General features: G+C 64.6%; 21 protein-coding genes. 7 read left to right on the forward strand and 14 right to left on the reverse strand.

Annotated elements, in window-relative coordinates; genetic code table 11:
* Nucleotides 1-13 precede the first annotated feature (13 nt).
* From F3J17_RS05345 to F3J17_RS05375, 7 genes are all read right to left on the reverse strand, one after another.
* The gene (locus F3J17_RS05345) at nt 14-823 is read right to left on the reverse strand and encodes an ATP-binding cassette domain-containing protein (protein ID WP_167054646.1); all 810 of its coding nucleotides are present in this window, start codon (nt 821-823) and stop codon (nt 14-16) included.
* Nucleotides 823-1,830, reverse strand: a complete 1,008-nt coding sequence (locus F3J17_RS05350) for an ABC transporter permease (protein ID WP_167054648.1) — start codon at nt 1,828-1,830, stop codon at nt 823-825. Before F3J17_RS05350 ends, F3J17_RS05345 begins: the two co-directional genes overlap by 1 nt.
* Nucleotides 1,830-2,984 carry a sugar ABC transporter substrate-binding protein gene (locus F3J17_RS05355; RefSeq protein WP_167054650.1) on the reverse strand — a complete coding sequence of 385 codons (1,155 nt, stop codon included), beginning with the start codon at nt 2,982-2,984 and terminating at the stop codon, nt 1,830-1,832. The genes F3J17_RS05350 and F3J17_RS05355 overlap by 1 nt, the downstream gene beginning before the upstream one ends.
* 262 nt (nt 2,985-3,246) lie before the next feature.
* Complete coding sequence (yjfF, locus tag F3J17_RS05360; RefSeq protein ID WP_167054652.1) at nt 3,247-4,350, reverse strand: galactofuranose ABC transporter, permease protein YjfF; 1,104 nt, start codon at nt 4,348-4,350, stop codon at nt 3,247-3,249.
* 55 nt (nt 4,351-4,405) lie between these two features.
* Nucleotides 4,406-5,452, reverse strand: a complete 1,047-nt coding sequence (locus F3J17_RS05365; RefSeq protein ID WP_167054654.1) for an ABC transporter permease — start codon at nt 5,450-5,452, stop codon at nt 4,406-4,408.
* Nucleotides 5,449-6,969 carry a sugar ABC transporter ATP-binding protein gene (locus F3J17_RS05370; RefSeq protein WP_167054656.1) on the reverse strand — a complete coding sequence of 507 codons (1,521 nt, stop codon included), beginning with the start codon at nt 6,967-6,969 and terminating at the stop codon, nt 5,449-5,451. Before F3J17_RS05370 ends, F3J17_RS05365 begins: the two co-directional genes overlap by 4 nt.
* A gap of 130 nt (nt 6,970-7,099) precedes the next feature.
* Nucleotides 7,100-8,050 carry an ABC transporter substrate-binding protein gene (locus F3J17_RS05375; RefSeq protein ID WP_240160844.1) on the reverse strand — a complete coding sequence of 317 codons (951 nt, stop codon included), beginning with the start codon at nt 8,048-8,050 and terminating at the stop codon, nt 7,100-7,102.
* Between the two features lie 267 nt (nt 8,051-8,317).
* Here F3J17_RS05375 and F3J17_RS05380 point away from each other — a divergent pair, with 267 nt between their 5' ends.
* Nucleotides 8,318-10,060 carry an IlvD/Edd family dehydratase gene (locus F3J17_RS05380; RefSeq protein WP_167054660.1) on the forward strand — a complete coding sequence of 581 codons (1,743 nt, stop codon included), beginning with the start codon at nt 8,318-8,320 and terminating at the stop codon, nt 10,058-10,060.
* Between the two features lie 48 nt (nt 10,061-10,108).
* The gene (locus F3J17_RS05385) at nt 10,109-10,837 is read left to right on the forward strand and encodes a class I SAM-dependent methyltransferase (RefSeq protein WP_167054662.1); all 729 of its coding nucleotides are present in this window, start codon (nt 10,109-10,111) and stop codon (nt 10,835-10,837) included.
* 63 nt (nt 10,838-10,900) lie between these two features.
* Here the strand turns inward: F3J17_RS05385 and fabV are convergent, their stop codons facing one another.
* Entirely contained in the window at nt 10,901-12,100 is a 1,200-nt protein-coding gene (gene fabV / locus F3J17_RS05390) for an enoyl-ACP reductase FabV (RefSeq protein WP_167054664.1), read from the reverse strand.
* Between the two features lie 165 nt (nt 12,101-12,265).
* Nucleotides 12,266-13,273 carry an NAD-dependent epimerase/dehydratase family protein gene (locus F3J17_RS05395; protein WP_167054666.1) on the reverse strand — a complete coding sequence of 336 codons (1,008 nt, stop codon included), beginning with the start codon at nt 13,271-13,273 and terminating at the stop codon, nt 12,266-12,268.
* A gap of 99 nt (nt 13,274-13,372) precedes the next feature.
* Here F3J17_RS05395 and F3J17_RS05400 point away from each other — a divergent pair, with 99 nt between their 5' ends.
* Nucleotides 13,373-14,272 (forward strand): LysR family transcriptional regulator, encoded by a 900-nt coding sequence (locus F3J17_RS05400; protein WP_167054668.1) that lies wholly within the window; start codon nt 13,373-13,375, stop codon nt 14,270-14,272.
* A 3-nt stretch (nt 14,273-14,275) separates the two neighbouring features.
* Here the strand turns inward: F3J17_RS05400 and F3J17_RS05405 are convergent, their stop codons facing one another.
* The gene (locus F3J17_RS05405) at nt 14,276-14,776 is read right to left on the reverse strand and encodes an OsmC family protein (RefSeq protein ID WP_167054670.1); all 501 of its coding nucleotides are present in this window, start codon (nt 14,774-14,776) and stop codon (nt 14,276-14,278) included.
* A gap of 189 nt (nt 14,777-14,965) precedes the next feature.
* On the opposite strand from F3J17_RS05405, the gene F3J17_RS05410 reads away from it, so the two are divergent.
* Entirely contained in the window at nt 14,966-15,607 is a 642-nt protein-coding gene (locus tag F3J17_RS05410) for a GNAT family N-acetyltransferase (protein WP_167054672.1), read from the forward strand.
* Nucleotides 15,608-15,610: 3 nt separating this feature from the next.
* On the opposite strand, the gene F3J17_RS05415 is transcribed toward F3J17_RS05410, so the two are convergent.
* The 3 genes from F3J17_RS05415 to F3J17_RS05425 all read right to left on the reverse strand — a co-directional run bounded on the left by F3J17_RS05415 (nt 15,611) and on the right by F3J17_RS05425 (nt 20,063).
* On the reverse strand, nt 15,611-17,179 hold the full coding sequence (locus tag F3J17_RS05415; protein WP_167054674.1) for an EAL domain-containing protein: 1,569 nt from the start codon (nt 17,177-17,179) through the stop codon (nt 15,611-15,613).
* A 126-nt stretch (nt 17,180-17,305) separates the two neighbouring features.
* Nucleotides 17,306-19,096 carry a diguanylate cyclase gene (locus tag F3J17_RS05420; RefSeq protein ID WP_167054676.1) on the reverse strand — a complete coding sequence of 597 codons (1,791 nt, stop codon included), beginning with the start codon at nt 19,094-19,096 and terminating at the stop codon, nt 17,306-17,308.
* Between the two features lie 85 nt (nt 19,097-19,181).
* Nucleotides 19,182-20,063: a LysR family transcriptional regulator gene (locus F3J17_RS05425; protein ID WP_167054678.1), complete on the reverse strand. Its 882-nt coding sequence runs from the start codon at nt 20,061-20,063 to the stop codon at nt 19,182-19,184.
* Nucleotides 20,064-20,171: 108 nt separating this feature from the next.
* On the opposite strand from F3J17_RS05425, the gene F3J17_RS05430 reads away from it, so the two are divergent.
* Nucleotides 20,172-21,407, forward strand: coding sequence for an MFS transporter (locus F3J17_RS05430; RefSeq protein ID WP_167054680.1), 1,236 nt, complete (start codon nt 20,172-20,174; stop codon nt 21,405-21,407).
* Nucleotides 21,408-21,490: 83 nt separating this feature from the next.
* Here F3J17_RS05430 and F3J17_RS05435 read toward each other — a convergent pair whose 3' ends face one another.
* Nucleotides 21,491-22,138 carry an HD domain-containing protein gene (locus F3J17_RS05435; RefSeq protein ID WP_167054682.1) on the reverse strand — a complete coding sequence of 216 codons (648 nt, stop codon included), beginning with the start codon at nt 22,136-22,138 and terminating at the stop codon, nt 21,491-21,493.
* Between the two features lie 174 nt (nt 22,139-22,312).
* On the opposite strand from F3J17_RS05435, the gene F3J17_RS05440 reads away from it, so the two are divergent.
* Nucleotides 22,313-23,302 carry a GlxA family transcriptional regulator gene (locus tag F3J17_RS05440; protein ID WP_167054683.1) on the forward strand — a complete coding sequence of 330 codons (990 nt, stop codon included), beginning with the start codon at nt 22,313-22,315 and terminating at the stop codon, nt 23,300-23,302.
* A gap of 437 nt (nt 23,303-23,739) precedes the next feature.
* A complete protein-coding gene (locus F3J17_RS05445; protein ID WP_167054685.1) occupies nt 23,740-25,197 on the forward strand; it encodes a sensor histidine kinase in 1,458 nt (485 codons plus the stop codon).
* Nucleotides 25,198-25,204: the final 7 nt, after the last annotated feature.

Consider the following 25,204-nt stretch of genomic DNA (forward strand, 5'->3'; position numbering starts at 1 on the left):
CTGTTGACGACGACTACGCGCTGGTGGCGCGCATCGCCCGGTATTCTCGCCGCACGATGTCCATGAGCTCCGCCACCGAAGTGAGCGCGCTCTTTTGTTCATACGTCACGCGGCCCCGCTGCATCAACATGATGCGATCCGCGATATCGAGCGTCTGCGCATAGTTGTGCATGATCATGATAATGGATAGCCCGCCCTTTTCCTTAAGGCGCATGACGAGGTCGATAATCAGCCCGGCTTCGCGCGCGCCCATTGCAGCGAGCGGTTCGTCGAGCAGCAGGATTTTCGCGTTCGAATGCACGGCGCGCGCCACCGCGATGGCCTGGCGCTGACCGCCCGAAAGCCGCTCCACCGGCAGATCCACGGACGGCACGTGCACGCCGATATCGTCCAGACATTGCGCCGCGCGCTCGCGCATCTGCTTGTGATCGAGCAGCTTGAACGGGCCGCGCCGCACGATCTCGCGATTCAAAAACATGTTGTGATAAATCGACAGCGAATTCGCCAGCGCGAGATCCTGATAAACGCATTCGATGCCTAGCGAGCGCGCGTGATCGACGGAGCGTAACAGCGTTTGCTGGCCGTCGATATAGAGGGTGCCGTCGGTTTGCTGATGAAAGCCCGTGAGGATTTTCACGAGCGTGGATTTGCCCGCGCCGTTATCGCCCAGAATGCCGAGGATTTCGCCCTTGCCGAGCGTGAGCGAGACGCCATCGAGCGCCGTGACCGCGCCAAAGCGCTTGACGAGCTTGTCGCCGCGCAGCGCGAGCGGTGCATCGGGATTGGCGCTTGCCGGGGGAGAGAACGCCTGCGATTCGTCCATTAGCGGGCCCCCCGGCGGCGGATGCGGCCAACGTGGATATTGAAAATCATCGCCGCGAGAATCGCCGCGCCCAGAATGATGTTGAACGTAAAGGCGTTGATGCCGATGAGCGTGAAGCCGTCGTTGAGAATGCCCAGCACCGCCGCGCCGATCAGCCCGCCCACGATGGTGCCGGAGCCGCCCGTCAGTGGCGTGCCGCCGATCACCGCAGCGGCCACCGCCAGAAACATGATCTGGTTGCCGCCCGCCTGCGGGTCGATCGAGGTGATGCGAAAGCCTTCCAGAATGCCCGTCAGGCCTGCGAGTACCGCAGCCAATACAAAGTTGCCCAGTCGCAGCCGGTTCACATGAATGCCAGCCTCGCTCGCGCCCAGCGGATTCGCGCCCGCCGCCTGGGTGTGCAGCCCCCAGCGCGTATGGCGCAGTAACGTGTGCATGACCACGGCGATGGCGATGGTCCAGAGGATCTCGCTATATCCCCACGCGCCCATGAAGCCCGCAAAAGTGGGCGAGCCGGGCGTGGGCGCGGGCGTGCCGCGCGACACGGTCAGCGTGATGCCGTTGATCAGGAACAGCGTGCCGAGCGTGGTGACGAAGGAGGGCAGACGCAGCCACACGGTCACCGCGCCATTCACGAAGCCGATGATCGCGGCCGCCACCAGGCCCGCGACTACGGCGAGCCACATCGGCGCGCCCGCGTCGTTGGCGAACACCATCATGAACGGCGCGAAGGCGAACACCATGCCCGCGGACAGATCGATATCGCCGCCGATCATCAGCATGATTTCGCCGAACGCGATGATCGCCACCGGCGCGATGAACTGCGAGAGATTGACGAGACTCGCGTCGGTAAGCAGGAAATCGTGATTGGCGAATTCGAAGTACGCGGCCAGCAGCACGGCCACGAGCAGGATGCGCAGTTCGGCCGCCCAGTGGGAGGTCCACGCCACACCCGCGCGCCGGGGCGCGCGGGCTTCAACCTTGCCGGATTCGTTCACTGTGTCCATCACGACTTGATTGCGCCGCTCATCGGCACGATTTGCGGCTTGGTGGTCTTGCCTTCATAACGCGTCGAGGTGTTCAGATACGGCTCGACCGTCGACTTCGTCACGAACTTCAGACCCGTGTTGATGTTGGCCGGTCCCACCAGGCCGCCCGAGGCGAGGAACACGAACGCTTCCATCACCGTGTAGAAGCCTTGCACGTAGGGCTGCTGGTCGATGGTGAAGTCGAGGAAGCCTTCGTGAATGAGCTGGATGGTGGTAGGCAGCAGGTCGAAGCCGCCGCCATGCACGCCCTTGGACGGCAGGTTCGATTCCTTCATCACCTGCGCGACGCCCTGCGTGCTACCCGCATCGACGGCGAACATGCCCTTGAGGTCCTGGTGGCCCAGATAGAAGGACTTGATCTTCGAGAGTTCTTCGTTGACGGTCGCGCCGGTGGCCACGGTCTGAATGTCGATCTTCTTGCCGGACTTCTTGATGGCGTCGCTCGCGCCATCCAGACGCGGCTGGATGTTCAACTGCCCAGGCGTCGCGATAAAGAGCGCCACCATACCACTGTCGATCAGGCTGACGATGCGCTCGCCCATCTGGTAACCGGAAAGGTACAGATCCTGGCCAATATAGGCGAGGCGCGGATTGCTCTTGCCGCGCGGCGCATCGGCGTTATAGGCGAACACGGGGATGCCGGCGTCCAGCGCGGCCTGAATGGGCTTGTCGAAGGCGCTGGGATCGACGATCGGCACGGCGATGGCGTCGGCCTTGGCGGCGATGGCGGAATTGACCGCGCGCACCATTTCGCCCGCGTCGGACGTGGCCGAGCCGGTCCACTGATAGTCCATGCCGAACATCGAACAGGCATCCTGAATGCCGTACTGCGTGGGCACGAAGAAGGGGTTGGTGGTGACGTGATTGACGAACACGATCTTCCACTTCTTGTGCGAGGGGAAGGCCATTTCGGCAGCTTGTGCCGATGAAATCAGGCCGCCCGTGCCGCCGCCGATTGAGCCGAGTGCGCCCATCAGCGAAAGCGCCGCGCCCAGTCCCGCGCCCTGCATCAGGCCGCGCCGCGTGGCGTTCAGGCCCGTGCCGCTGGGGCTGCTGCCGTTGTTGCTGCCGTGCTGGTTCGTGTCTTTATCGTCATCCCGTTGCTGCGCCATGTCTTCCTCCGATTCTCATTCTCGTGAGTTCTAGTGGATCGATTTACCCCGACGTTGCGTCGGGTGCGTGCAGATGCTGGGCGGCACCGGGAGGGCGTGGACCGGCGCGACGCTTTCAGGGCGAGGCGCGGGACCAGGTTCGGAATCGCGGCGACGTCGGCAGACGCGCCGCGCGGTACCGCAAAAATCTTAGTGCAGGGCCGATGCGGCTCCTAATCCATGTATACCCCTAACTAGTCGGACTATTCCCGGCCCTGCTGCGTTATGCCTCGCGCGGCGGTGCGGCCAGTCTGGCCTGCTGCATGGGATCGAGTGGGGCTTCGGTTTGCGCGACCGCGCGCCTCGTGCGCAGTGCGCCTTTGCCGCCGCCGGTGGACTTGCGGCGCGCGGCGTGACGTTCGGTGGCGCGTTGCAGCAAACAGAACGCGCAGAGCAGGGCGCCGATCACGATGCGCGTCCACCACGAACTGAGCGTGCCGTCGAAGGTGATGAGCGTCTGGATCGTGCCGAGAATCCCCACGCCGAACACCGAGCCGATCACATAACCCACGCCGCCCGTGAGCAGCGTGCCACCGATTACGGTGGCGGCGATTGCGTCGAGTTCCATGCCTTGCGCCTGCAACCCATAGCCCGACAGCACGTAAAGCGTGAACACTACACCGCCCAGCGCCGAGCAGAATCCCGAGAGCGCATAGACGCCGATCTTGGTGCGTGCGACGGGCAAACCCATCAGCAGCGCGGAACGCTCATTGCCGCCAATCGCGTAGACATTGCGACCGAAGCGCGTGAAATGCGCGATCACGATGCCGGCAACCAGCATGGCGATGGCGGTCAGCGAGCCGGTCGTGAGCGAGCCGCTGCCCACCGGAATGTTGAATTCGGAAAGCGCGTGAAAACCGGCGTCGTTGATCTGGATGGATTCGGTGGTGATGAGAAAGCACGCGCCGCGCGCGAGGAACATGCCTGCGAGCGTGATGATGAAGGGCTGCAGGCGGAAGAAGTGGATCAGCGCGCCCATCGCCGCGCCGTAAAGCGTGCCGAGTATCAGCACGAGCGGCACCACCACGGCCACGGACCAGTGCAGCTTTTCGGTGCCCACGGCGCAGAGGATCGTGGTGAGCGCAACCACCGCGCCCACGGAAAGATCGATGCCGCCCGAAATGATCACAAACGTCATGCCGATGGCCACGATCAGCAGGAACGCGTTATCGACGAGGAGTCCGAACAAGACCTGAAGCGAGAAAAAGCCGGTGTACATCACCGAACCAAAGCCGAATAGCGCAGCAAACAGCAGCACAGTGACGACAATCGGCAGGACGCGTGGATCGACAAAGCGCGCGACGATAGAAGGAGAGGGACGGTTCATGCGGCAAGTTCCGGAAGAGTCCTTGAATGACGGGCGCTTATGCGCGTGGATGCACTTACGCACGCGCCCGGCGATTCGTCGCGAGGCGGCGCAATTGCGCCGCCAGAAATGCGCGAGCGGCGGGCGACTGGATCACGCTCACGACCAGCACGACCACGGCTTTCACCACCAGCGTTGCTTCGGGCGGCACGCCAATCGAGTAGGTGGTGTAGGTGAGCGTCTGGATGATGAGCGCGCCCAGCACCGTGCCCGCCAGGCTGAAGCGCCCGCCCGACAGCGACGTGCCGCCCAGTGTCACGGCCAGAATCGCGTCGAGTTCGAGCAGCAGGCCCGCGTTGTTGCCGTCGGCGCTGCGCACGTTCGAGCTGATGAGGATGCCCGCAATCGACGCCGTGAGGCCGCAGAACGCATACGCGCCAAACACCACCGCTTGCGACGACAGCCCCGCGAGCCGCGCGGCCACCGGATTCACGCCAATCGAGCGGATAAACAGACCCAGCGCCGTGCGATTGACGATCAGCACGGTAAGTACGGTCACAGCGATGGCGATCCACACGGCGCAAGGCACCAGCGCCAGATAACCGCCACCCGCGTAGAGATAGCCCTTCGCGCCGATCGGAATGATCTGGCCGCCCGTGAGCAGTTGCGCGACGCCGCGCCCGGCCACCATCAGGATCAGCGTGGCGATGATCGGCTGCATGCCGATAAAGGCGACCAGCAGGCCGTTCCACATCCCGGCGAGCAGGCCGACGGCCAGCGCCGCGCCGAATGCCACGCCCACGCGCGAAGGATCGTCGGCGAGCACCGTGGCGGCTGCGGCGCCCGCGATGGCCACCACCGCGCCCACGGAAATATCGATGCCGCGCGTGGCGATCACCAGCGTCATGCCGAGCGAGACGACCACAAGCGGCGCGGCGCGCATCAGGATGTCGATGGGCGCGCCGAACAGATGGCCGCCCAGCAGCGTAATCGACAGGAAATTCGCACGATGCGCGACGTCCACGGCGAACAGCGCCACCAGCGTGACGACGGGCCACACGAGCGGATGCCGCAGCAGCAGCGCAAGCCAGGAGGGCAAACCAGAGGGCACGCGGGCGTTCATCGGCGATCTCCGGCGATCAGGTTATAGACCTCGTGTTCCGAGCGCGACGCGCCCGCCAGTTCGGCCACTTTGCGGCGGTCGCGCAGCACGGCGATGCGATCGCTCACGCGCACCACTTCGCTGATTTCGGACGAGATAAACAGGATGCCCAGACCTTTAGCGCATAACGCGCGCACGCGGTCCATGATTTCGAACTTGGCGGCGACGTCGATGCCGCGCGTGGGTTCGTCGAGAATCAGCAGACGCGGCTCGGTGGCGAGCCAACGCGCCAGCAGCACCTTCTGCTGATTGCCGCCCGAAAGCAGGCCGATGGGTTGTTCCGCATCGCGCGCCTTGATGCCGAGTTGCGCGATGTATTGATTGGCCAGTTCGCGCTGTCTCGCGCGGCTAATCATGCGCCACCAGCCTAGCTGCGCCTGCAATGCAAGCACGATGTTTTCGCGAATCGACAGATCGGCGACGATGCCTTCTTTCTTGCGATCTTCGGGACAGTAGGCCATGCCGTGCTTGACCGCGTCGCGCGGCGACGAGAGTTTCACCGTCTTGCCGTCGATACGCACCGCGCCCGCATCGGCTTTATCCGCGCCAAAGAGCAGCCGCGCCGTTTCCGTGCGCCCCGAGCCCAGCAGCCCTGCGAGTCCCAGAATCTGGCCAGGCTGCACTTCCAGATCGAGCGGATTGAGCACGCCGCGCCGCGCGACGCCTTGCGCGGCGAGATACGGTTCCTGTGTGCTGGCGGCCGCCTCATCATGGCGCGGCGCTTCGGCCTGCGTGAGCCGTTCGCCTGCATTCTGGAGGCCGACCATCTTGGCGACCAACGTTTGCACGGGCAAATCCGCAGCAAGATATTCGCCTTCGCGCTCGCCGTTGCGCATCACCGTAATGCGATCGGAGATCGCGTAAGTCTGCTCCAGAAAATGCGTGACGAAGAGAATCGCAATGCCCGACGCCTTGAGCTTGCGCAGCACCTCGAAAAGCCGCGCGACTTCGCCTTCGTCCAGGCTTGAAGTGGGTTCGTCGAGAATCAGAATGCGCGCATCGACGGAAACCGCACGCGCAATCGCCACCATCTGCTGCATTGCAATCGGATAGGTGTCGAGCGACTGGGTGACGTCGAGCGAAAGATTGAGTTGAGCGAGCGCTTCGGCGGCGCGGCGGTGGATCGTTTTCCAGTCGATCAGGCCGCGCTTGCGTGGCTGACGTCCCGCGAAGATATTCTCAGCCACCGATAGATTGGGGCAGAGATTGACTTCCTGATAAAGCGTCTGGATGCCCGCGGCTTCGGCTTCCTGCGGCGTGGAAAATCGCACGCTCCGACCGGCCAGGCGAATCTCGCCCGCCTCCGGTTCGTGCACGCCAGTGAGCACGTTGATGAGCGTGGATTTGCCCGCGCCGTTCTGGCCCATCAGCGTGTGAATCTCGCCGGGGAACAGACGAAAATCGACCCGGTCGAGCGCACGCACGCCGGGGAAAGTTCGCGACAGACCAACGGTTTCGAGTAGCGGCGTTGCGCTCATGGGCAGGCACCGTAAAAGAACGAAGTGCTAACTAATCGTGATGGAAAAGCGTGCGTGATGAAAACTACATGGCGCGCGTCACGTCGAAAACCCGTGACACGCGCCACTCACTACTCCCCCCACCTGCCACTCAATATTTGCGCGACGGCAGCGTCTGGGCCGCGACATCCATCGGGAACACGGTCTCGTTGGTGACGATGCGCTTGGGCAACTGCTTGCCGGCCACCACGTCCTTCACGGCGCTCATCAACTGCGGCCCGAGCAACGGGCTGCATTCCACGTCCACGTTCATCTTGCCGGCGATCATCGCCTCGAAGCCGCCCTTGGTGGCGTCGAACGACACCACGCTCTGATCCTTGCCCGGCTTCATGCCGGCTTCTTCCATCGCCTGGATCGCGCCGAGCGCCATGTCGTCGTTATGCGCGTAGACCACGTTGATCTTGTTGCCGTAGGTCTTGGCGAAGGCTTCCATGACCTGCTTGCCGCCTGCGAGCGTGAAGTCGCCGCTCTGCGAAGCAATGATCTTGAACTTCGGGTCGTTCTTGATCACCTCGATCAGGCCTGCGTGGCGGTCGTTGGCCGGTGCGGAACCCACCGTGCCTTGCAGTTCGACGATATTGATCGGGCCGGGATTGTTCTTGTAGTGGTCTTCGAGCCACTTGCCCGCGCGGCGGCCTTCTTCCATGAAGTCCGAGCCTATCATCGTGACGTACAGCGATTGATCCTTCACGTCGATGTTACGGTCGGTGAGGATCACGGGAATCTTCGCGCGTTTGGCTTCCTGCAACACCGGCTCCCAGCCCGATTCGACCACCGGCGAGAACGCAATCACATCGACCTTCTGTGCGATATACGAGCGGATCGCCTTGATCTGGTTTTCCTGCTTCTGCTGGGCGTCTGAGAACTTGAGGTTGATGCCGGCGTCTTTCGCGGCCGATTTCACCGAAACGGTGTTGGCCGTGCGCCAGGCGCTTTCCGCGCCCACCTGGGCGAAGCCCAGCGTGATCTGCTTGTCTTCGGCGTGGGCGATGCCCGCCGTCATTGAGAAGGCCGCCGCTGCAGCGACGAACCCGCTCACCATGCGAGTTGCCAGTTTCATGCGTGTCTCCGATGTTGCTCTGTAGTTTTTTAATTCACGGCGCAACACCCGCGTCCGCCACGGCCGGACAGTTTCACGAGAAAATCGCGCCATCCCGGACCCTCGGTCGCCTTCGGGTCGTTTGCCTTGCTTTGCTGAATAGGCAAACTATATGCAACAGCATCGACCGTTTTTATTAGCGTTTTCCCGATCATCCAGGCTCATATAGTCATGCTATTTATGGGTCTTTCTCACAAAGTGGGCAAAGCCATGAACACCCGTAAGCCCAAACTCCGATCGGCCCAGTGGTTCGGCACCACCGACAAGAACGGCTTCATGTACCGCAGCTGGATGAAGAATCAGGGCATTCCCGATCACGAGTTCGCGGGCAAGCCGATCATCGGCATCTGCAATACGTGGTCGGAACTCACGCCCTGCAACGCGCACTTCCGCAAGCTGGCCGAGCACGTCAAGCGCGGCGTCTACGAGGCGGGCGGCTTTCCGGTGGAATTCCCGGTGTTTTCCAACGGCGAATCGAATCTGCGGCCCACGGCGATGTTCACGCGCAATCTCGCCTCGATGGACGTGGAGGAGTCGATCCGCGGCAATCCCGTCGATGCCGTGGTGCTGCTGGTGGGCTGCGACAAGACTACGCCCGCGCTGTTGATGGGCGCGGCCAGTTGCGATGTGCCCGCCATCGTGGTGAGCGGCGGCCCGATGCTCAACGGCAAGCACGAAGGCCGCGATATCGGCTCGGGCACGGTGGTGTGGCAACTGAGCGAGCAGGTCAAGGCGGGCAAGATTTCGATTCACGATTTCATGTCGGCGGAAGCGGGCATGTCGCGCTCGGCGGGAACGTGTAACACCATGGGCACGGCTTCGACGATGGCCTGCATGGCGGAAGCACTGGGCGTGACGCTGCCGCATAACGCAGCGATTCCCGCCGTGGATGCGCGGCGTTATGTGCTCGCGCAAATGTCAGGAATACGAATCGTCGAAATGGCGCTGGAGGATTTGCGTCTGTCGAAGCTGCTGACGCGCGAGGCGTTTGAAAATGCGATTCGCGCCAATGCGGCGATTGGCGGCTCGACCAATGCGGCGATTCATTTGAAGGCGATTGCGGGGCGCATGGGCGTGCCGCTGGAACTCGACGACTGGACGCGCATCGGGCGCGGCACGCCCACGCTGGTCGATCTGCAACCGTCGGGTCGCTTCCTGATGGAAGAGTTCTATTACGCGGGTGGTCTGCCTGCCGTGCTGCGTCGTCTGGGCGAAGCGAATCTGCTGCCGCATCCCGATGCGCTCACCGCGAACGGGCGCACGCTGTGGGAGAACGTGCGCGAAGCGCCGAACTACAACGACGAGGTGATCCGTCCGCTCGACAAACCGCTCGTGGAAGACGGCGGCCTGTGCGTGCTGCGCGGCAATCTTGCGCCCAACGGCGCGGTGCTCAAGCCATCGGCGGCCACGCCTGAATTGCTCAAGCATCGCGGCCGCGCCGTGGTGTTCGAGAATTTCGAGGACTACAAGGCGCGCATCGGCGATCCGGATCTGGACGTCACGGCCGATTCCGTACTCGTGATGAAGAATTGCGGCCCGAAGGGCTATCCCGGCATGGCAGAAGTCGGCAATATGGGCCTGCCGCCCAAGCTGCTCGCGCAGGGCGTGACGGATATGGTGCGCGTGTCGGACGCGCGCATGAGTGGCACGGCTTATGGCACGGTGGTGCTGCACGTTGCGCCCGAAGCGCGCGCGGGCGGCCCGCTGGCGATCGTGCGAGATGGCGACTGGATCGAACTGGATTGCGATCGAGGCTTGCTGCGCGTGGATATCGGCGATGATGAAATCCGCGCGCGTCTGGATGAATGGCGCGCGCAGCAGCAGCCGTTGGCGGCGGATGGCAGCGGTTATCGCAAGCTCTATGTCGACCACGTCCTGCAAGCCGATGAGGGCTGCGATTTCGATTTCCTGGTGGGCTGCAGAGGGGCGGAGGTGCCGAAGCATTCGCATTGAGTTTCAGGCTGGGCGCGCCCGAAAGTCATGCGTGAGACACTTTCGCGCATGACTCAAAACATCTACGACGATCCCGCCTTCTTCGACGGCTATAGCCGCCTGAACCGTTCGGTTCACGGCCTCGACGGCGCGCCCGAATGGCCCGCGTTGCGCTCGATGTTGCCCGTTCCACGCGGGCTGCGCGTACTCGATCTAGGCTGCGGATACGGCTGGTTTTGCCGCTGGGCCGCGCAGCAGGGCGCGGCGACGATCGAAGGCGTCGACGTTTCGGAGCGCATGCTCGAACGCGCGCAAAACATGTCGCCGGACGCGTCCATCACCTGGCGTCGCGCCGACCTCGAAACACTCGACCTGCCCGAAGCCGCGTTCGACCTCGTCTACAGTTCGCTCGCGTTCCACTACGTCGCGCAATTGCCCACGCTGCTGCGCACGATCCATCGCGCGCTCGTACCTGGCGGCAAACTGGTTTTCTCGATCGAGCATCCGATCTACATGGCGCCGCGCGCGCCGGGCTTTCGCACGGACGAAACCGGCCACAAAAGCTGGCCGCTCGACAGTTATCAGAAGGAGGGTCCGCGCGTGACCAACTGGCTGGCGCCAGGCGTAGTGAAACAGCATCGCACGGTGGGAACGCTCGTGAATACGCTGATCGACAGCGGTTTCACGCTCACGCGTTTGATCGAATGGGGGCCGACGCAGGCACAGCTGGACGCGATGCCCGATCTCGCCGAGGAATGCGAGCGGCCCATGATGCTGTTGATCGGCGCGCAACGCTGAAGCCAGCAAGCGCGCTGATGAAGTTGCGTGCGCAACGAGCATTCGCCCGTTGCGCATCCAGATTTACGCCTTCTCGACGATACCCGGAATCGCGACGTTCGGATTTACGTCGGCGGTGTAGTCCACGCCTTCGATGCCGAAGCCGAACAGGCGCAGGAACTCCGCCTTGTAGCCCGCGAAATCGGTCATCGCGTAGATGTTGTCGTCGGCGACGTCATTCCACCAGGCCTTGACCTGCTCCTGGATGGCGGGATCGAGTTCCTTGTAGTCGGCGCGCAGACGGCCTTCGTCGTCGAGGATCGGCGTGGCGCTGTAGAGCGAGTCCTTGTACAGGCCGTAGACCTGCTCGATGCAACCTTCGTGCGTGCCGTTGGCCTTCATCGCGCGGAACAGCAGCGACAGATACAGCGGCATGATCGGAATCGCCGAGCTGGCCTGCGTCACCACGGCCTTGAGCACCGCCACGCGGGCGTCGCCGCCCGTCGTTGCGAGCTTCGCGCGAATGTCCAGCACCTTCTGGTCGAGATCCTTCTTGGCCTGGCCAATCGAACCGTTCCAGTAGATGTCGTGCGTGACTTCCGCGCCGAGGTACGTGAAGGCCGTGGTCTTTGCGCCATCGGCCAGCACGCCGGCGGCGGCCAGTTCGTCGATCCACATCTGCCAGTCTTCGCCGCCCATCACTGCGATGGTGCCGTCGATCTCGTCCTGGCTGGCCGCTTCGAGCACGGTTTCCTTGACGATTTCCTTGTCGGTGTCGATGCCGCGCATGCGCAGCTGCTTGCCGACCGGCTTGAGCGTCGAGTTGTGCACGACGCCCGTGACCGGGTGCGTGCGGCGCGGTGCGGCGAGGCTATAGACCACCAGGTCGACCTGACCGAGATCGCGCTTGATCGTCTCGATGGTTTCCTGCTTGACGGCGTTCGAGAACGCATCGCCGTTGATGGTTTTCGCGTACAGACCCTTCTGGGTGGCGAACTTTTCGAACGCCGCCGTGTTGTACCAGCCGGCCGTGGCCGGACGCGTGTCGGTGCCGGCGCGCTCGAAGCACACGCCGAGCGTGGCCGCATCCGAGCCAAAGGCCGCCGAAATGCGTGCAGCCAGACCATAACCCGTCGAGGAGCCGAGCACGAGGACGCGCTTCGGGCCGTTGGCGACAGGGCCGTTTTGTTTAACGTATTCGATTTGCTGAGCGACGTTGGCTTCGCATCCCGCCGGATGGGCCGTCACGCAAATGAAGCCGCGGACGCGCGGTTCGATAATCATCAGACTTCTCCGTAAGTCGCATGTTGCTTGCAGGAACGGGGCGCATTTTAGCGCGAGCCCGCGTTGCGGGCCATCGATGACGTTTTTTGCGAGGGTTTTTGGGGCCGGGTTAGGGCCATCCGGCCTGTCTTTTACGGGTTGCAATGGGGCCTTGGCAACGCGTCTTCAGTGCGCGGCAACCATCCGGTTTTGCGCCGACGGCAGGCACCCAAGCCCCGCCAGTGTGGCCTCCACGGCCATATCGAGCGGCGTATGGGGCTCGCGGCCAAGCGTCGCGACCAGGCGCGTATTGTCCAGTTCAAGCGTCTCGCGCCAGAGATAACGCATCTCCAGCATTTCGCGCGGCGTGGTCGAAAAGAGCGCCGCCACGTAGATCAGCGGCCAGGGAAAAGCGCCGCGCTTGACCGTGAGACCGTGCCGCGCGGCCACCCGGCAGATCGCGGCGGCCATCTGAGTGCCGTCGGCGTCCCAGTGGCCGGCCACATGAAAGCGCGCAAAGGGCGCGAGCGTAGCGCGTTGCTCGATCAGTTCGAGCATGGTGCGGGCGACGTCGGGCACATAGCCCCAGCAGTGGCCCACGCCCGGCGTGCCCGGCTCGCGCACTGCGCGCAATGGCTGGCCGGGCGTCAGGAAGCCCTGCGCGAGCCAGCTATTGCCCACGCGCGGCCCGAAGAAGTCGCCCGCGCGTACCACGATTGCGCGCACGTCGCGGGCGGTGGCGGCTTCGATACGCCGCTCCAGTTCCACGCGGATCGCGCCCTTGCGGGTGCGCGGCTGCTGCGGCGCGTCTTCGGCGACGAGGGGCAGCGCTTGCGGGCCGTAGTTGTAGACCGTGCCGGGCAGCACCACGGTAGCGTGTGCGGCCTGCGCGGCGGCCAGCGTGTTGTCGATCATCGGCAGCACGAGGTCGGCCCAGCGGCGGTAGCCCGGCGGATTCACCGCGTGGACGATGACCTCGCAGCCCTGCGCGGCGCGCATGACGGCGTCGCGGTCCATGACATCGCCCTGCACGGTTGCGATGCCGCTGACAGCGCCCGCGTTGCTCGTGCTTCGCTGCAATGCCCGCACGCGCCAGCCCGCGCCGCTCAGTTGCCGCGCGACTTCGCCGCCGATGCCGCCGCTTACGCCCAGCACGAGCGCCGTGGGCGTCGTTTCATTGAGATCAGCCGCCATGATCGTTCTCGCTTGAATGAAGTGTCGATGGCTGCATTCTGCGCGTCCGGAGGTTCAATAAAAATTGCCTGGAATCGTCCAGCCGCTATACATTTATGTATGGCCTCGAACCTCAATTGGGAACTCTACCGAACCTTTCTCGCCGTGCTGACGGAAGGCTCGCTCTCGGGCGCGGCGCGCGCGCTCGGCATCACGCAGCCCACAGCGGGGCGGCACGTGGCGGCGCTCGAAAGCGCGTTTGGCCAGCCGCTCTTCACGCGCTCGCCAGCAGGTTTCCTGCCTACGGAAGCGGCGCAAACGCTGCGCGGCTACGCCGAATCGATGCGCAGTACGGCGGCGGCGCTGGAGCGCGCGGCGTCGGGCCAGGGCAACGCCATGCGCGGCGTGGTGCGCGTTTCAGCAAGCGAAGTGGTGAGTGTGGAAGTGCTGCCGCCGATCCTGGCCTCGCTGCGCCGCGCGCATCCGCAGATCGTGGTGGAGCTGGTGCCCAGCAACCGCTTGCAGGACCTGCTGCAGCGCGAAGTGGACATCGCCGTGCGCATGACGCCGCCGCAACAGGACATGCTGATTGCGCGTCATATCGGCGAAATCGAAATCGGGCTGCACGCGCGCGATGACTATCTGGCGCAATACGGCACGCCGCAAACGCTCGCCGATCTCGCGCAGCACACGCTGATCGGCTACGACACCATCACGCCTTTCGTGCGCGCGGCGTCGAGCAAGCTGCCGTACTGGAAGCGCGAGAGCTTCGCGCTGCGCACCGATAGCGACGTCGCGCAACTGGCGATGATCCGCGAGGGCTGCGGCATCGGCATATGCCAGCTGGGCGCGGCGCGGCGCGATGCGCGCCTGCAGCGCGTGCTGCCGCGCGAATGCGCCGTCAAGCTGACCACCTGGATCGCCATGCATGAAGACCTGCGCAGCAACAAGCGCTGCAAGGCCGTCTTCGATGCGCTGGCGAGCGGCCTGGAGGCGTATATCGCGCAGGCCGCAGGGTGAGCTTTACGCTGCTTCAGCGACGACCACAGGCTCGCAGCGGATCGGAAAGTTGACTGAATTCGCGATATAGCAGTGCTCATGCGCGGTGTGATGCAACTGCTCCGCGAGACTGCGGTTGTCGCCCGCGCGAATCGTCACGCGCGGACGCAGCACGATTTCCTTAAAGTGACCCGCGTGGGCGTCGTCGACCATCGTGCCTTGCGCCTCGTCCACATAGTCGAGCACGGCGACGCCCGCGTCGGCGCACAGATGCAGATACCAGAGCTTGTGACAGGCGCTGGCGGAGGCCACCAGCAGATCCTCGGGGTTCCAGCGCGCCGCATCGCCGCGAAATGCCGGATCGGCCGATCCGGGGATCGCGGGCTTGCCGGCCGCTTCGATGATGTGATCGCGGCCATAGTCGCGATAACCCGAGGTGCCCGTGCCGCGATTGCCGGTCCATTGCACCGTCACCGCGTAGTGATGTTCGTGGTGGCCTTGCGTTGCGTCTTCCTTCTGCGCCATCTCAAGCTCTCCATGCTGTCGTGGGTCTCGTCATTAATCCTGGCGTTGCGCGCGCAGAGTATGTGCAAATTCGAAGCCAATTTCAAGGCATTTCCTGCACGCAAACCGAACCCTTCTTTACGACATTTTTGCTTGTGACCCCCGGCGCGCAAACCTAGACTGGGCTGCATGGAAACGACGGGAGAGGCCATGTCGACGCAGCGCGCACCGCAAAGCCAGCACGACCGGATCATCAGCCATCAGCCCGGCATCGGCCGCCTGGTGTTGCGACGTTTCGATCCGCAGCGCGACTCGTGGGAGTTCCTCACGCAACTGCTGCACCGCGCCTTCGCGCGTCTTGCCACGCTGGGCATACATTGCGCGTGTGTCGATCAGGCGACGAGCGCCACGCGGGCGCGCGCGCTGGCCGGGGACTGCTTCGTGGCGGTCTGCAATGGCCGCATCGTCGGGACGATGACGCTCGAAGGTCGCGACGGCGAATCGCCTTGCGAGCACTATCGCCAGCGCGGCGTGGCGTCGCTGCACCAGTTCGGCGTGGAACCGGCATGGCAAAGCCGGGGCATAGGCCGGGCGCTGCTTTCGTTTGCGAGCCAATGGGCCACTGCGCGCGGCTTCACGCAGGTGGCGCTGGATACGCCGTTTCCGGCCTCGCATCTGGTGGCGTTCTATCGGGCGCAGGGCTTCAGCCTGGTCGATGTGGTGCGTTTCGCGGGCCGCGCTTACGACAGCGCGATCCTCAGCAAGGCGGCAGGCGCGAGCCGTGCATTCGCCGCGCCGCAACCTGCCTATGCGTATGCAACACGCGCCCACCACGCACGACGCCAGGCTTGATTTTTACGCGGCTTTTACAGCATTTTCCTCGACCCAGCGCACGAATTCCGCCGCCGGCATGGCCTTCGCATAGAGCCAGCCCTGCGCGAACTGCACGCCCTGTTCGCGCAGATACGCGGCCTGCGCTTCGATCTCCACGCCTTCCGCGACCATCGCCAGCTTCAGTTCGTGCGCGATGCCGATGATGTGCGGCACGATCGCATTGACCTCCGAACCCGACGTCAACGCGTTGATAAAGGACTTGTCGATCTTGATGCCGTCCACGGGCAGTGCGTGCAGATAGGCGAGGCTCGAATAGCCCGTACCGAAATCGTCGATGAAAACCTTGTGGCCCGCATCGCGATAGCCCTGCAAAACCGGCCCGAGTTGCTGCGCGTCGATAAACGCGCGCTCAATACATTCAAACCATATCTGTTGCGCCTGTACGTCTTGATGCGTAAAGCAGGCTTTGAGCGTGCCCAGGAAGCGCGAGGAAATCAGATCGTCGCGCGTGACATTGATGGAGATGTGCAGATCGCGGCGCTGCGCGAGCAGATCGCCCGCGCCCGCGAACACGGACTGGATCACGAGATCGGTGATCGGCTGGATCAGGCCGAGCGACTCCGCCATCGGAATGAAGGTGTCGGGCGCGATCACGGTGCCATCCGCGAGCGTCCAGCGCACCAGCGCCTCCGCGCCCACGCAGCGGCCTGTGCGCAAATCGACGAGCGGCTGGAACCACGCTGTGAACTGGCGCTGGCGGATACCTTCCAGCAAGGCGTGGCGCGGCGTGCGCAGCTTGCGACGCCAGCGCAGGATGAGCCAGGTGCCCAGCGCGCTCGCGAGCAGCGCGGGCGCGAGGAAAAATTTGAACTGCCCGGCGATGTCAGGCCGTACGCGATCCGAGGGCTCGTAAGCGACCACTGCAAGCGGATAGCGTTGCGAGCGATCGACCACGTAATAGCGCTGCTCGTAGAAACCGGCCGCGGGCTCGCGAAACAGCGCGGCGCGCATCAGCGCCGCGTCCGCGCGTGGCCAGCGTGTGACGACCGCGCCTTCGAGCGATTCGAGCAGTGCGAGTTCGATCGTGTCGTCGAGCGGCACGATGTCCAGATAAAAACGCGGATCGACCACGACGATATGGCTGCCGTAGCGGATATTGAGCATGCGCGTTTCGTTGCCGCGTTTGCCGCTTTCCGTGGACCATGCGCTGAAGCCGTCGTGATAGTTCCATTGCGCAGGCGGCAGTGCGCTCGCGGTCAGGCCGCGCAACGATGAGCAGCGGATCGTTTCGCCGTCGGTCCATGCGACATTGCGGATGTAGCGGTATTGCTCCTCCACGCGCCGCATCGCCTGCAAATGATCCGGCGTACAGGGCGTATTGTCGTCGGTCGTGAGTGTGCGCAGCGCCGCTTCGGCCTCGGCGGTCACGAGTTCGGCGCGCACGAGTGCACGGCGCGAATATTCGTCGATCTGCGCGCGCTGGTGTTGCTCGACCACGGTGTCGGCGGCCCAGACGACCGCCGCAAGCGTCGCGCAAACGCCGAGCGCGACGAGGCAGAAGGTGGCCAGCACGGACAATCTGCTTTTCATGCCGCTATGTCGGCCGGATAGGCGCGCGCGCAGGTGGAGGGCACGCCGATGTTAACGTCTTTCGCGCCCCGTCGTGCGGTGGGTGTGCAGCGTCATCCGTTGTGCATGAAACCAGCCGCCAACGCGTCAATGCGTCTGCAGATCGGCATGCACGACGCGATTGCGCCCGCTTTCCTTGGCGATGTAGAGACGCCGGTCGGCGACCTGCATGAGCGCTTCGTAGTCGGCTGCGCCGTCTTCAGGGCTGGCGGCCACGCCGATCGAGACGGTGAACGCAATCGCATCGGCGCTGCCTGCGGGCGCGTTGCTGTCGCGCGCGTGCGCTTCGACGGCGCTGCGCACGCGTTCCGCCACGGCGGCGGCGGTCGTTAGATCGGCATCGGGCAGCAGCGCCGCGAACTCCTCGCCGCCCACGCGCGCGGGCAGATCCACGCTGCGCAGGTTGGCATGCAGCAGGTGCGCGAAGATCGTCAGCACGCGATCGCCTGCTGCATGACCGTAGCGGTCGTTCACGCGCTTGAAGAAGTCGATGTCGAGCATCAGCACGGCCATGCGGGCGGGCGTGGCCTGCGCGCCTGCTTCGCTCGTGTCGCTGTCCGTACGTTCAGCACGTTGGGCGCGTTCTAGCGCCTCCGCGAAGGCTTCCATGAAACGCCGACGGTTCGCGAGACCCGTCAACGGGTCGCTGCGCGCCAGCAATTCGAGCCGTTCGCTCGCCTCCACGTAATGACCGAAGATATTCGTCACGATGCGCAGCGTGCCCATCAGCAACAGGATCAGAACGACCCACGCGGCGATCACGGGGCTGTTGAAGACGCGCCGTGCGGCGGCAAGCGTGAGTTCCGTGTTGTCGGTGGGCGCGAGGAGCATCCAGTGCGTCTGACCCACGCGCTGATAGAGCAGATAGGTGCCGCGATGTTCGATATAGCCGGAACCCTTTTGCATCCAGCGGTCGGCCGAGGTTTGCGCGAGCTTGAGCAGATCGGCGCTGAAGCCAGCCGGTGGCTGTTCGGTGAGCGTGCCATTGCGGAAATAGACGACGTGGCCGTTACTGTTCAGGAGGCCGAATTCAACCGCGTCGTTATCGTCGTCGTCGGTTTCGCCGGAAGAAAGCTGGAGCGACAGCAGGCGCGACTGCGTGATGTCCATCACCACCGCGCCACGAAAATGATTGCCGACATAGATGGGCGCGCTGAGCGTCGAGATCGATTCGCCCTTCTGCAAGCCGGTGTAGACCGGCGTCCACAGCACGTCGCGCGCGGGATTGCTGGCAGGCAACTGGCCGCGATAGTAGTTCATGGTGCTGAAGCGGCGCAGCAACTCGGACACCGTGCGGCCCTGATTTTCAGGGGCGATGACGAAAAGGCCGTTGGACGAAATGAAAGCCACCGTGCTTTGCACGGCGTCGGCGTGCTGGCTGATCTGCACGAGCGGGCTGATCGCGCGCGCGAGCGCGATGTCGGCAGGCAGCGTGGCGCCGTCGCGCTGGAAGCCTTCGAGTCCTGTGAGCCCCGCTGCATTGGTGCCGTACACATTCGGGCCGTCGAGCGCGCCGGCAATGTGCCAGACCGGTTGAGTCGAGGCCGCCAATGCCTTCATGACGGAGGATTGCTCGGCGGGCGAGGGCTGCCCGGAGGCGCTGAGTTGATGCTCGGCGAAATTGCGCAGGAACATCAGGCGGCGGCGTTCGGCTTCGATCAGCGCATCCACGCCCACGGCTCGCACTTCGAGGTCGCGCTGGCGGCTGTGCAGGTCGTTGCGCGTCATGTTGTACAACTGGCGCAGGCCCACCACGATCAACAGCAGCATCGCGCCGATAAAGCATAGCGTCACCACCAGACGCGGGCGCTTCATGACGATGCTTGAGAAACGGTCGGGGCGCGGGTGGCCCGCCGTGCCTTTCACGCTGCGCTGCATGGTATCGCCAGAGCCTCCAGGTGATGCCGCCGCGCGGCGTCCGGGTATCGGCGCAAGAATAGCATTGCGCGCCGCGAGGCGAGCGCTAGGCCAGCGCGACGAACTCGCTCACCGTCGGCAGCGGGTTCTTGTCGCGCCAGCCCAGCGCCAGGCGCGCGCGCAGGCGCACGCCCGTGACGTCGAGATAGCGCACGCCCTTGACCTGCACCTGGGCGATGGCGGCGGGCACGATCGACACGCCCAGGCCCGCCGCCACCAGATTCACCACCGACGATACCTGCGGCGCGGGCTGAGCAAGACGCGGGCTAAAACCCGCCTCCGCGCAGCCGCGCACGATCTCGTCGTGCAGCGTGGAGCCGGCGGGACCGGCCACCAGCACGAACGGCTCGCGCTCCAGCGCCGCGAGCGGCAGGCGGCGGCGCGCAGCAAGCGGATGCGCGGAGGGCAATGCGATCTTCATCGGCTCGTCGGGAAAGCGGTGCAGGGCGATGCCGGGAAGCGCGAGCGTGCTGTCGCGGTCGGGGCGGAAGAAGACCGCGTCGAGGCGATCGTCGGCGAGACCCTTGAGCAACTGTGGCGTGTTGGCCTCTTCGAGCGTCAGGTCGACGTCGGGAAAGCGTTGCTTGTAGCGCTGGATCAGGCTGGGCACGAGCGGATTGAACGCCGCCGATCCCGTGAAGCCGATGCGGATCTGCCCGGATTCGCCCCGTGCCGCGCGCTGCGCGACTAGAGCAGCGCGCTCGGCGTCGTCGAGCACGCGGCGCGCCTCCACCAGAAACGCCTCGCCCGCGCGCGTGAGTTCGGCCCCTTGCGGCGTACGGATGAACAGGTCGACGCCCAGTTCGCGCTCCAGGCTCTTGATCTGCTGGCTGAGCGGCGGCTGGCCAATGCCGAGCTTGTCTGCCGCACGCGTGAAGTTGCGCTCGGCCGCCACGGCGACGAAATAACGAAGATGTCGGAGTTCCATGCCAGTGCTAAAAGATATCGCGTTAGCGGGTTCCATATATTGGACAGTATAGCGACGCAGCGGGACAATTTGCCTCGTCATTGCATGTGTCCGTGAGGCATCGTCGTCATGAGTTCCGTTTCTTCCGTTGCCGGTGTCCAGCCCGGCTCCGCCGCATACCGGCGTATCAGCATCGCGCTGTTTCTGGCCGGCTTCGCTACGTTCTCCTTGCTGTACTGCGTGCAGCCGCTGCTACCTGTGTTCGCCGACGAATTCCATATCGGCGCGGCGCAGAGTTCGTTGTCGCTGTCACTCTCGACCGGCTTTCTCGCCGTGTCGATTCTCTGCGCGGGCGCGCTGTCGGAGCGCGTTGGGCGGCGCGGTCTGATATTCGCGTCGATGACGCTGGCCGCGTTCTTCAACGTGCTTGCCGCCATCGCGCCGGGCTGGCACGGCATTCTGGTCGCGCGTGCGCTCGAAGGCTTTGCGCTGGGCGGCGTGCCCGCCGTGGCGATGGCCTATCTCGCCGAGGAAATTTCGGCGACCGGGCTGGGCTTCGCGATGGGTCTTTACGTGGGTGGCACCGCATTCGGCGGCATGGTGGGGCGCGTGGGCATGAGCTGGCTCAGCGAGCATCTGTCGTGGCGCACGGCCATGCTGACGATCGGCGTGATCGACATGGCCGCCGCCGTGGCGTTCTTCGTGCTGCTACCCGCCTCGCGCCGCTTCGTGCGCCGCGCGAGCCTGAATCCCGCGCATCACTTCGCGCTGTGGCGCAAGCATCTGAGCGCGCCGACCTTGCCCGCTGTGTTCGCTACCGGCTGCCTCGCGATGGGCTTTTTCGTGACGATCTACAACTACGCGGGCTTCCGGTTGCTGTTGCCGCCGTTCGACCTCAGCTCGACGCAAACGGGCCTGATTTTCTGCGCCTATCTGTTCGGCATCGCAGCGGCGACGGCGGCGGGCGCGCTCGCGGATCGCTGCGGACGCGGCCCGGTGCTGCTGGGCGGCGTGATCGTCGCGGCGTTGGGCCTGGCGTTGACGCTTTCCCACGCGCTGGTGCCCGTGGTGCTCGGCATTGTCGTGCTGACGGTGGGCTTTTTCACGACGCATTCGGTCGCGAGCGGCTGGGTGGGGCAGCTCGCCGACGGGGCGAAAGGCCATGCCACTTCGCTTTATCTGCTGGCGTATTACCTGGGCTCAAGCGTGCTGGGATCGTGGGGCGGCTGGTTCTGGCAGAACGGCCAGTGGCCTTCGGTGGCGGGCTTCGCATTCGCGATGCTGGCGGCTTGCGCGCTGCTGGCGGTGGTGATTGCACGCAGGCAGTCGCGCGCCGGGATCGAGCTGGCCGGTCAAGAGCCCTGAAAACAAAGGGCTAAAGCAAAAGCGCGCCAGGCGAAAGCCGGCGCGCTTTTTTGTTACCTGCGCATCAGCGCTCTAGCACTCGCTCAAGCCTTCCACGCCGAGTGGCGAATCACGCTGCAGAAGTTGCCCGCGTGGAAATGCGGATCCTTGTCGGCGAGCACATCGGCCTTCACGTTGCCGAACGTCGTGGCGGGCTTATGGTGAATACCATCATAGAAGGCCTGAATGATGTCCTCCTTGAAGTGCTCCGAGCGGGGATGTGCATGCACCACCGCCTCACGCTCCGCATCGCTGTACTCGTGATACGTCAGACCCAGCACATCCATCTCCACGCCCGCTGTCACCAGTGCGATCACGGGATGCATATGTTGAGGAATACCAGGCGTGGTGTGAAGCGCGATCGCAGTCCACACCAGGTCGAGGTCATGCTGGGCGATGCCGCGTGCGCGCAGGAAGTCGCGCGCGGCGTTTGCGCCGTCCACTTCGAAGCGTTCGTGTTCACTGCTGTGCGAATGCATCAGGCCGACATCATGGAACATCGCGCCCGCGTAGAGCAGTTCGGGATCGAACTTCAGGCCGCGATGCTGACCAGCCAGCGCGCCGAAGTAGTAGACGCGGCTCGAATGATGGAACAGCAGCGGCGATTCCGTATCGCGCACGAATTCGGTGATTTCGCGGGCGAGTTGGCTATCGGGGATGCGGGGGGCGATGGCGGAAAGATCGAGGCTCATGGAAGGACTCCGTCCTGGGGGGAATGAATCCATTCTGGCCTGTGATAGCATTGTCCACTATTGACTGAGTACGTCGAATTCTGCCATTTCGCGCGTGATCCGGACGCATGCCGCAAAGCATGCCGCCATGCATGTCGTGCACACGCAATCGCGCACCTGCCGGAGCCTGACCCCATGCCAAAAATCATCGCCATCCTTGCATTGCCGGGCGTGCAACTGCTCGACGTCAGCGGGCCGCTCGATGTGTTTGCACAGGCGAATATCGAAGCCGGCCGCACGGTCTACGAGCTGCGCGTGGTCGCCTGCCGCCCGGGGCCGATCCGCAGTTCGTCCGGCGTGCGTCTCCTGCCCGACGAAGTGGCCGGCAAGCAGACGCCCGAGCGCGCCCAGGAGCGCATCGACACGCTGCTGGTGGCCGGCGCGCCGGACGCGGCGACCAGCCAGCTGACCCCGCGCGTGATCGACTGGCTGCGCGTGAACGCGGGGCGGGCGCGGCGCTTCGGTTCGGTCTGCACGGGCGCATTCGCGCTGGCGGCCAGCGGCCTGCTGGACCGGCGGCGGCTCACCACGCATTGGGCATCGGTGGAAGCGCTGGCGCAGGCCTGCCCGACGGTCTCGATCGAAGCCGATTCGCTCTACGTGCGCGACGGCAAGCTGCGCACGGCGGCGGGGGTGACGGCGGGGCTCGATCTGGCGCTGGCGCTCGTCGAGGAAGACCTGGGCCGCGAGATCGCCATGCAGGTGGCGAGCCAGCTCGTGATGTTCTTCAAGCGCCCCGGCGGCCAGCTGCAGTTCAGCCGCAAGGGCGAAACGCGTCCGGCGGGGCGCTCGGCGCTTCAGGAGGTGCAGCGCTGGGTGGCCGCCAATCCGGCGCTCGCGCACCGCGTGCCGGATCTTGCCGAACGAGTCGGCCTGAGCCCCCGTCACTTCGCGCGCCTGTTTCAGGCCGAGGTGGGTCTCACGCCCGCCGCCTGGGTGGAGGCCGTGCGCGTCGATGCGGCGCGTGCGTTGCTCGAAACCGAGGCCGAAGCACCCAAACGCGTGGCCGCGCGCTGCGGGTTTGCAAACGCCGATACCTTGCGGCGCGCTTTTCTCAAGCACGTGGGCGTGTCGCCGGCCGAGTATCGGCGGCGTTTTGGCGGTGCGGCGCAAACGTCGGCCTAGCCGCGATATGCGGATTGCGTCAAGCGACTTTCGTGTCGCCGATTCGTCGCGCATGAAAGCGTGATTAGAGGGCATTTTTCCGAACAGGCAGCGTCGATCCCGGCGATAATCGCGGCCATGGATTCGCACGTCCGTGTAGGTGATGCGGACGGCATGCGTAGTCAACCCACTGAGCAAAAAAGTCGAAGTCAAGCCGAAGCAAAAGAACCACGAAACGAAGCGAAAGCCGCACGGGGACGCCCTGATTTGGGGCATGCGGAGCGTGATCTCGCAGCCCGTGCCGCACGGGCGCGAAGGTTGCGCACGGGACGGTCCAGCGGCCCGCGATCACGCGATCCGGCGTACGGGTGCCGCAGATTCACCGCAGACCAGCAGGGAGAGCCGGCGCGCCGACGCCACGCGCCGGGCCGTGAAAACAAGAATCCACGCGACAAACTATGTATTCGATCTTGCCCGCGTTCGTATCCGCCTTGTTTCTGGGATTTGGCGTGTACGTACTCCTGACGGAAGGCGTCTCGCGCCTTTCGGTGCCGTTCGCGCTCATGTGCGCGACCACCTTCGTCTGGCAGGGCACCTGGGCATTCCTGTTCCAGACCAACGATACTGAGCTTGCTGAGATTCTCGTCAAGTTCGGCTACCTGTTCATCCTGTTTCTCCCCACCACCTACTATCACTTCAATATCGAAGTTTCCGCGCGGCGCAGCGAGCGGCCCTTCCTGCTCGCTTCGTATGGTGTGAGCGCGGTGCTCGCCATGCTGCTGATTGCGAGCGACGAGGTGGTGGCAGGCTACGGATCGTTCTTCTTCGGCAAATATCCGCACGCGGGGCTGCTGCATCCCGTGCACGTCGCGCAGACGGTGTTGCTCGCCCTGCGCAGCGGCTGGCTGCTGTTCGTGGCGCGCGGCCAGACCCAGGCGCGCGACCGCCGCCGTCTGCTCGATCTTTGCCTGCTGAGCCTCGCGATCTACAGCGTCTCCGCCACCGATTACGCGGTCAACTACGGCATGGCGTTCTATCCGGTGGGCGCTGTCTTTATCGCTGTGAGCCTGGGGATTCTGGCCGTCACCATCGTGCGCTATGGCCTGATGCGCCCGTACCTGATCGCCGCGACCGTGGCGCACGAAGTGGCCACGCCGCTCGCCGCCATCGGCATGCACGCCGAGGAAATCGGCAACGTGCTGCCCGAACTCATGCGCGGGTATCAGCTTGCCGTGCAGCACCAGCTTTGCGTGGACGGGCTCTATCCGGGGCAGTCGGAGCGGCTCTCGTCGCTGGCCACGTCGATCCGGCGTCAGGTCGACAGCACCAGCACGGTGGTCGAGATGTCGCTCGCGTCGTTTACGCTCGACCGGCTCGACCGGCGCAGCTTCGAGGCTTACCCGATCCGCTCGTGTGTGAACGCGGCGCTCGAACGCTTTCCGTTTCGCGCCGGCGAGCGCGAACTGGTCCACGTGCAGCCGATCGATCCGCAACTGTGTTTTTCCGGCTCGGATTCGCTGGTGGTTTTCGTGCTGTTCAACCTGCTGAAGAACGCGCTCTATGCGATTCACGCGGGCGGGGGCGGCCGCGTGAAAATCGACACGGCGAGCGAGGGCGGCTATTGCGTGCTGCGCTTCACCGACACCGGGCCCGGCATCGCGCCCAACGTGCTGCCGCGCATCTTCGAGCCGTTCTATTCGACCAAGTCGCACGGCAAGGGCTCGGGCATGGGGCTGGCGTTCTGCCGTCGCGTGGCCGATGCGCTGGGCGGCGCGATTGCGTGTGAATCGGTGCCGGACGTGGCGACGACCTTCACGCTCTATCTGCCGGAGCCGGGCTCCTCGGCGGATCGCGCGCTTCAGGATGGATCGGGCAAGCCCCGCCGCTGGACGGCGGGGCAGGACTACGCGGGTTGAATCGGCA

The organism is Burkholderia sp. Ax-1719 (assembly GCF_011753055.1).
Classification (GTDB): domain Bacteria; phylum Pseudomonadota; class Gammaproteobacteria; order Burkholderiales; family Burkholderiaceae; genus Paraburkholderia.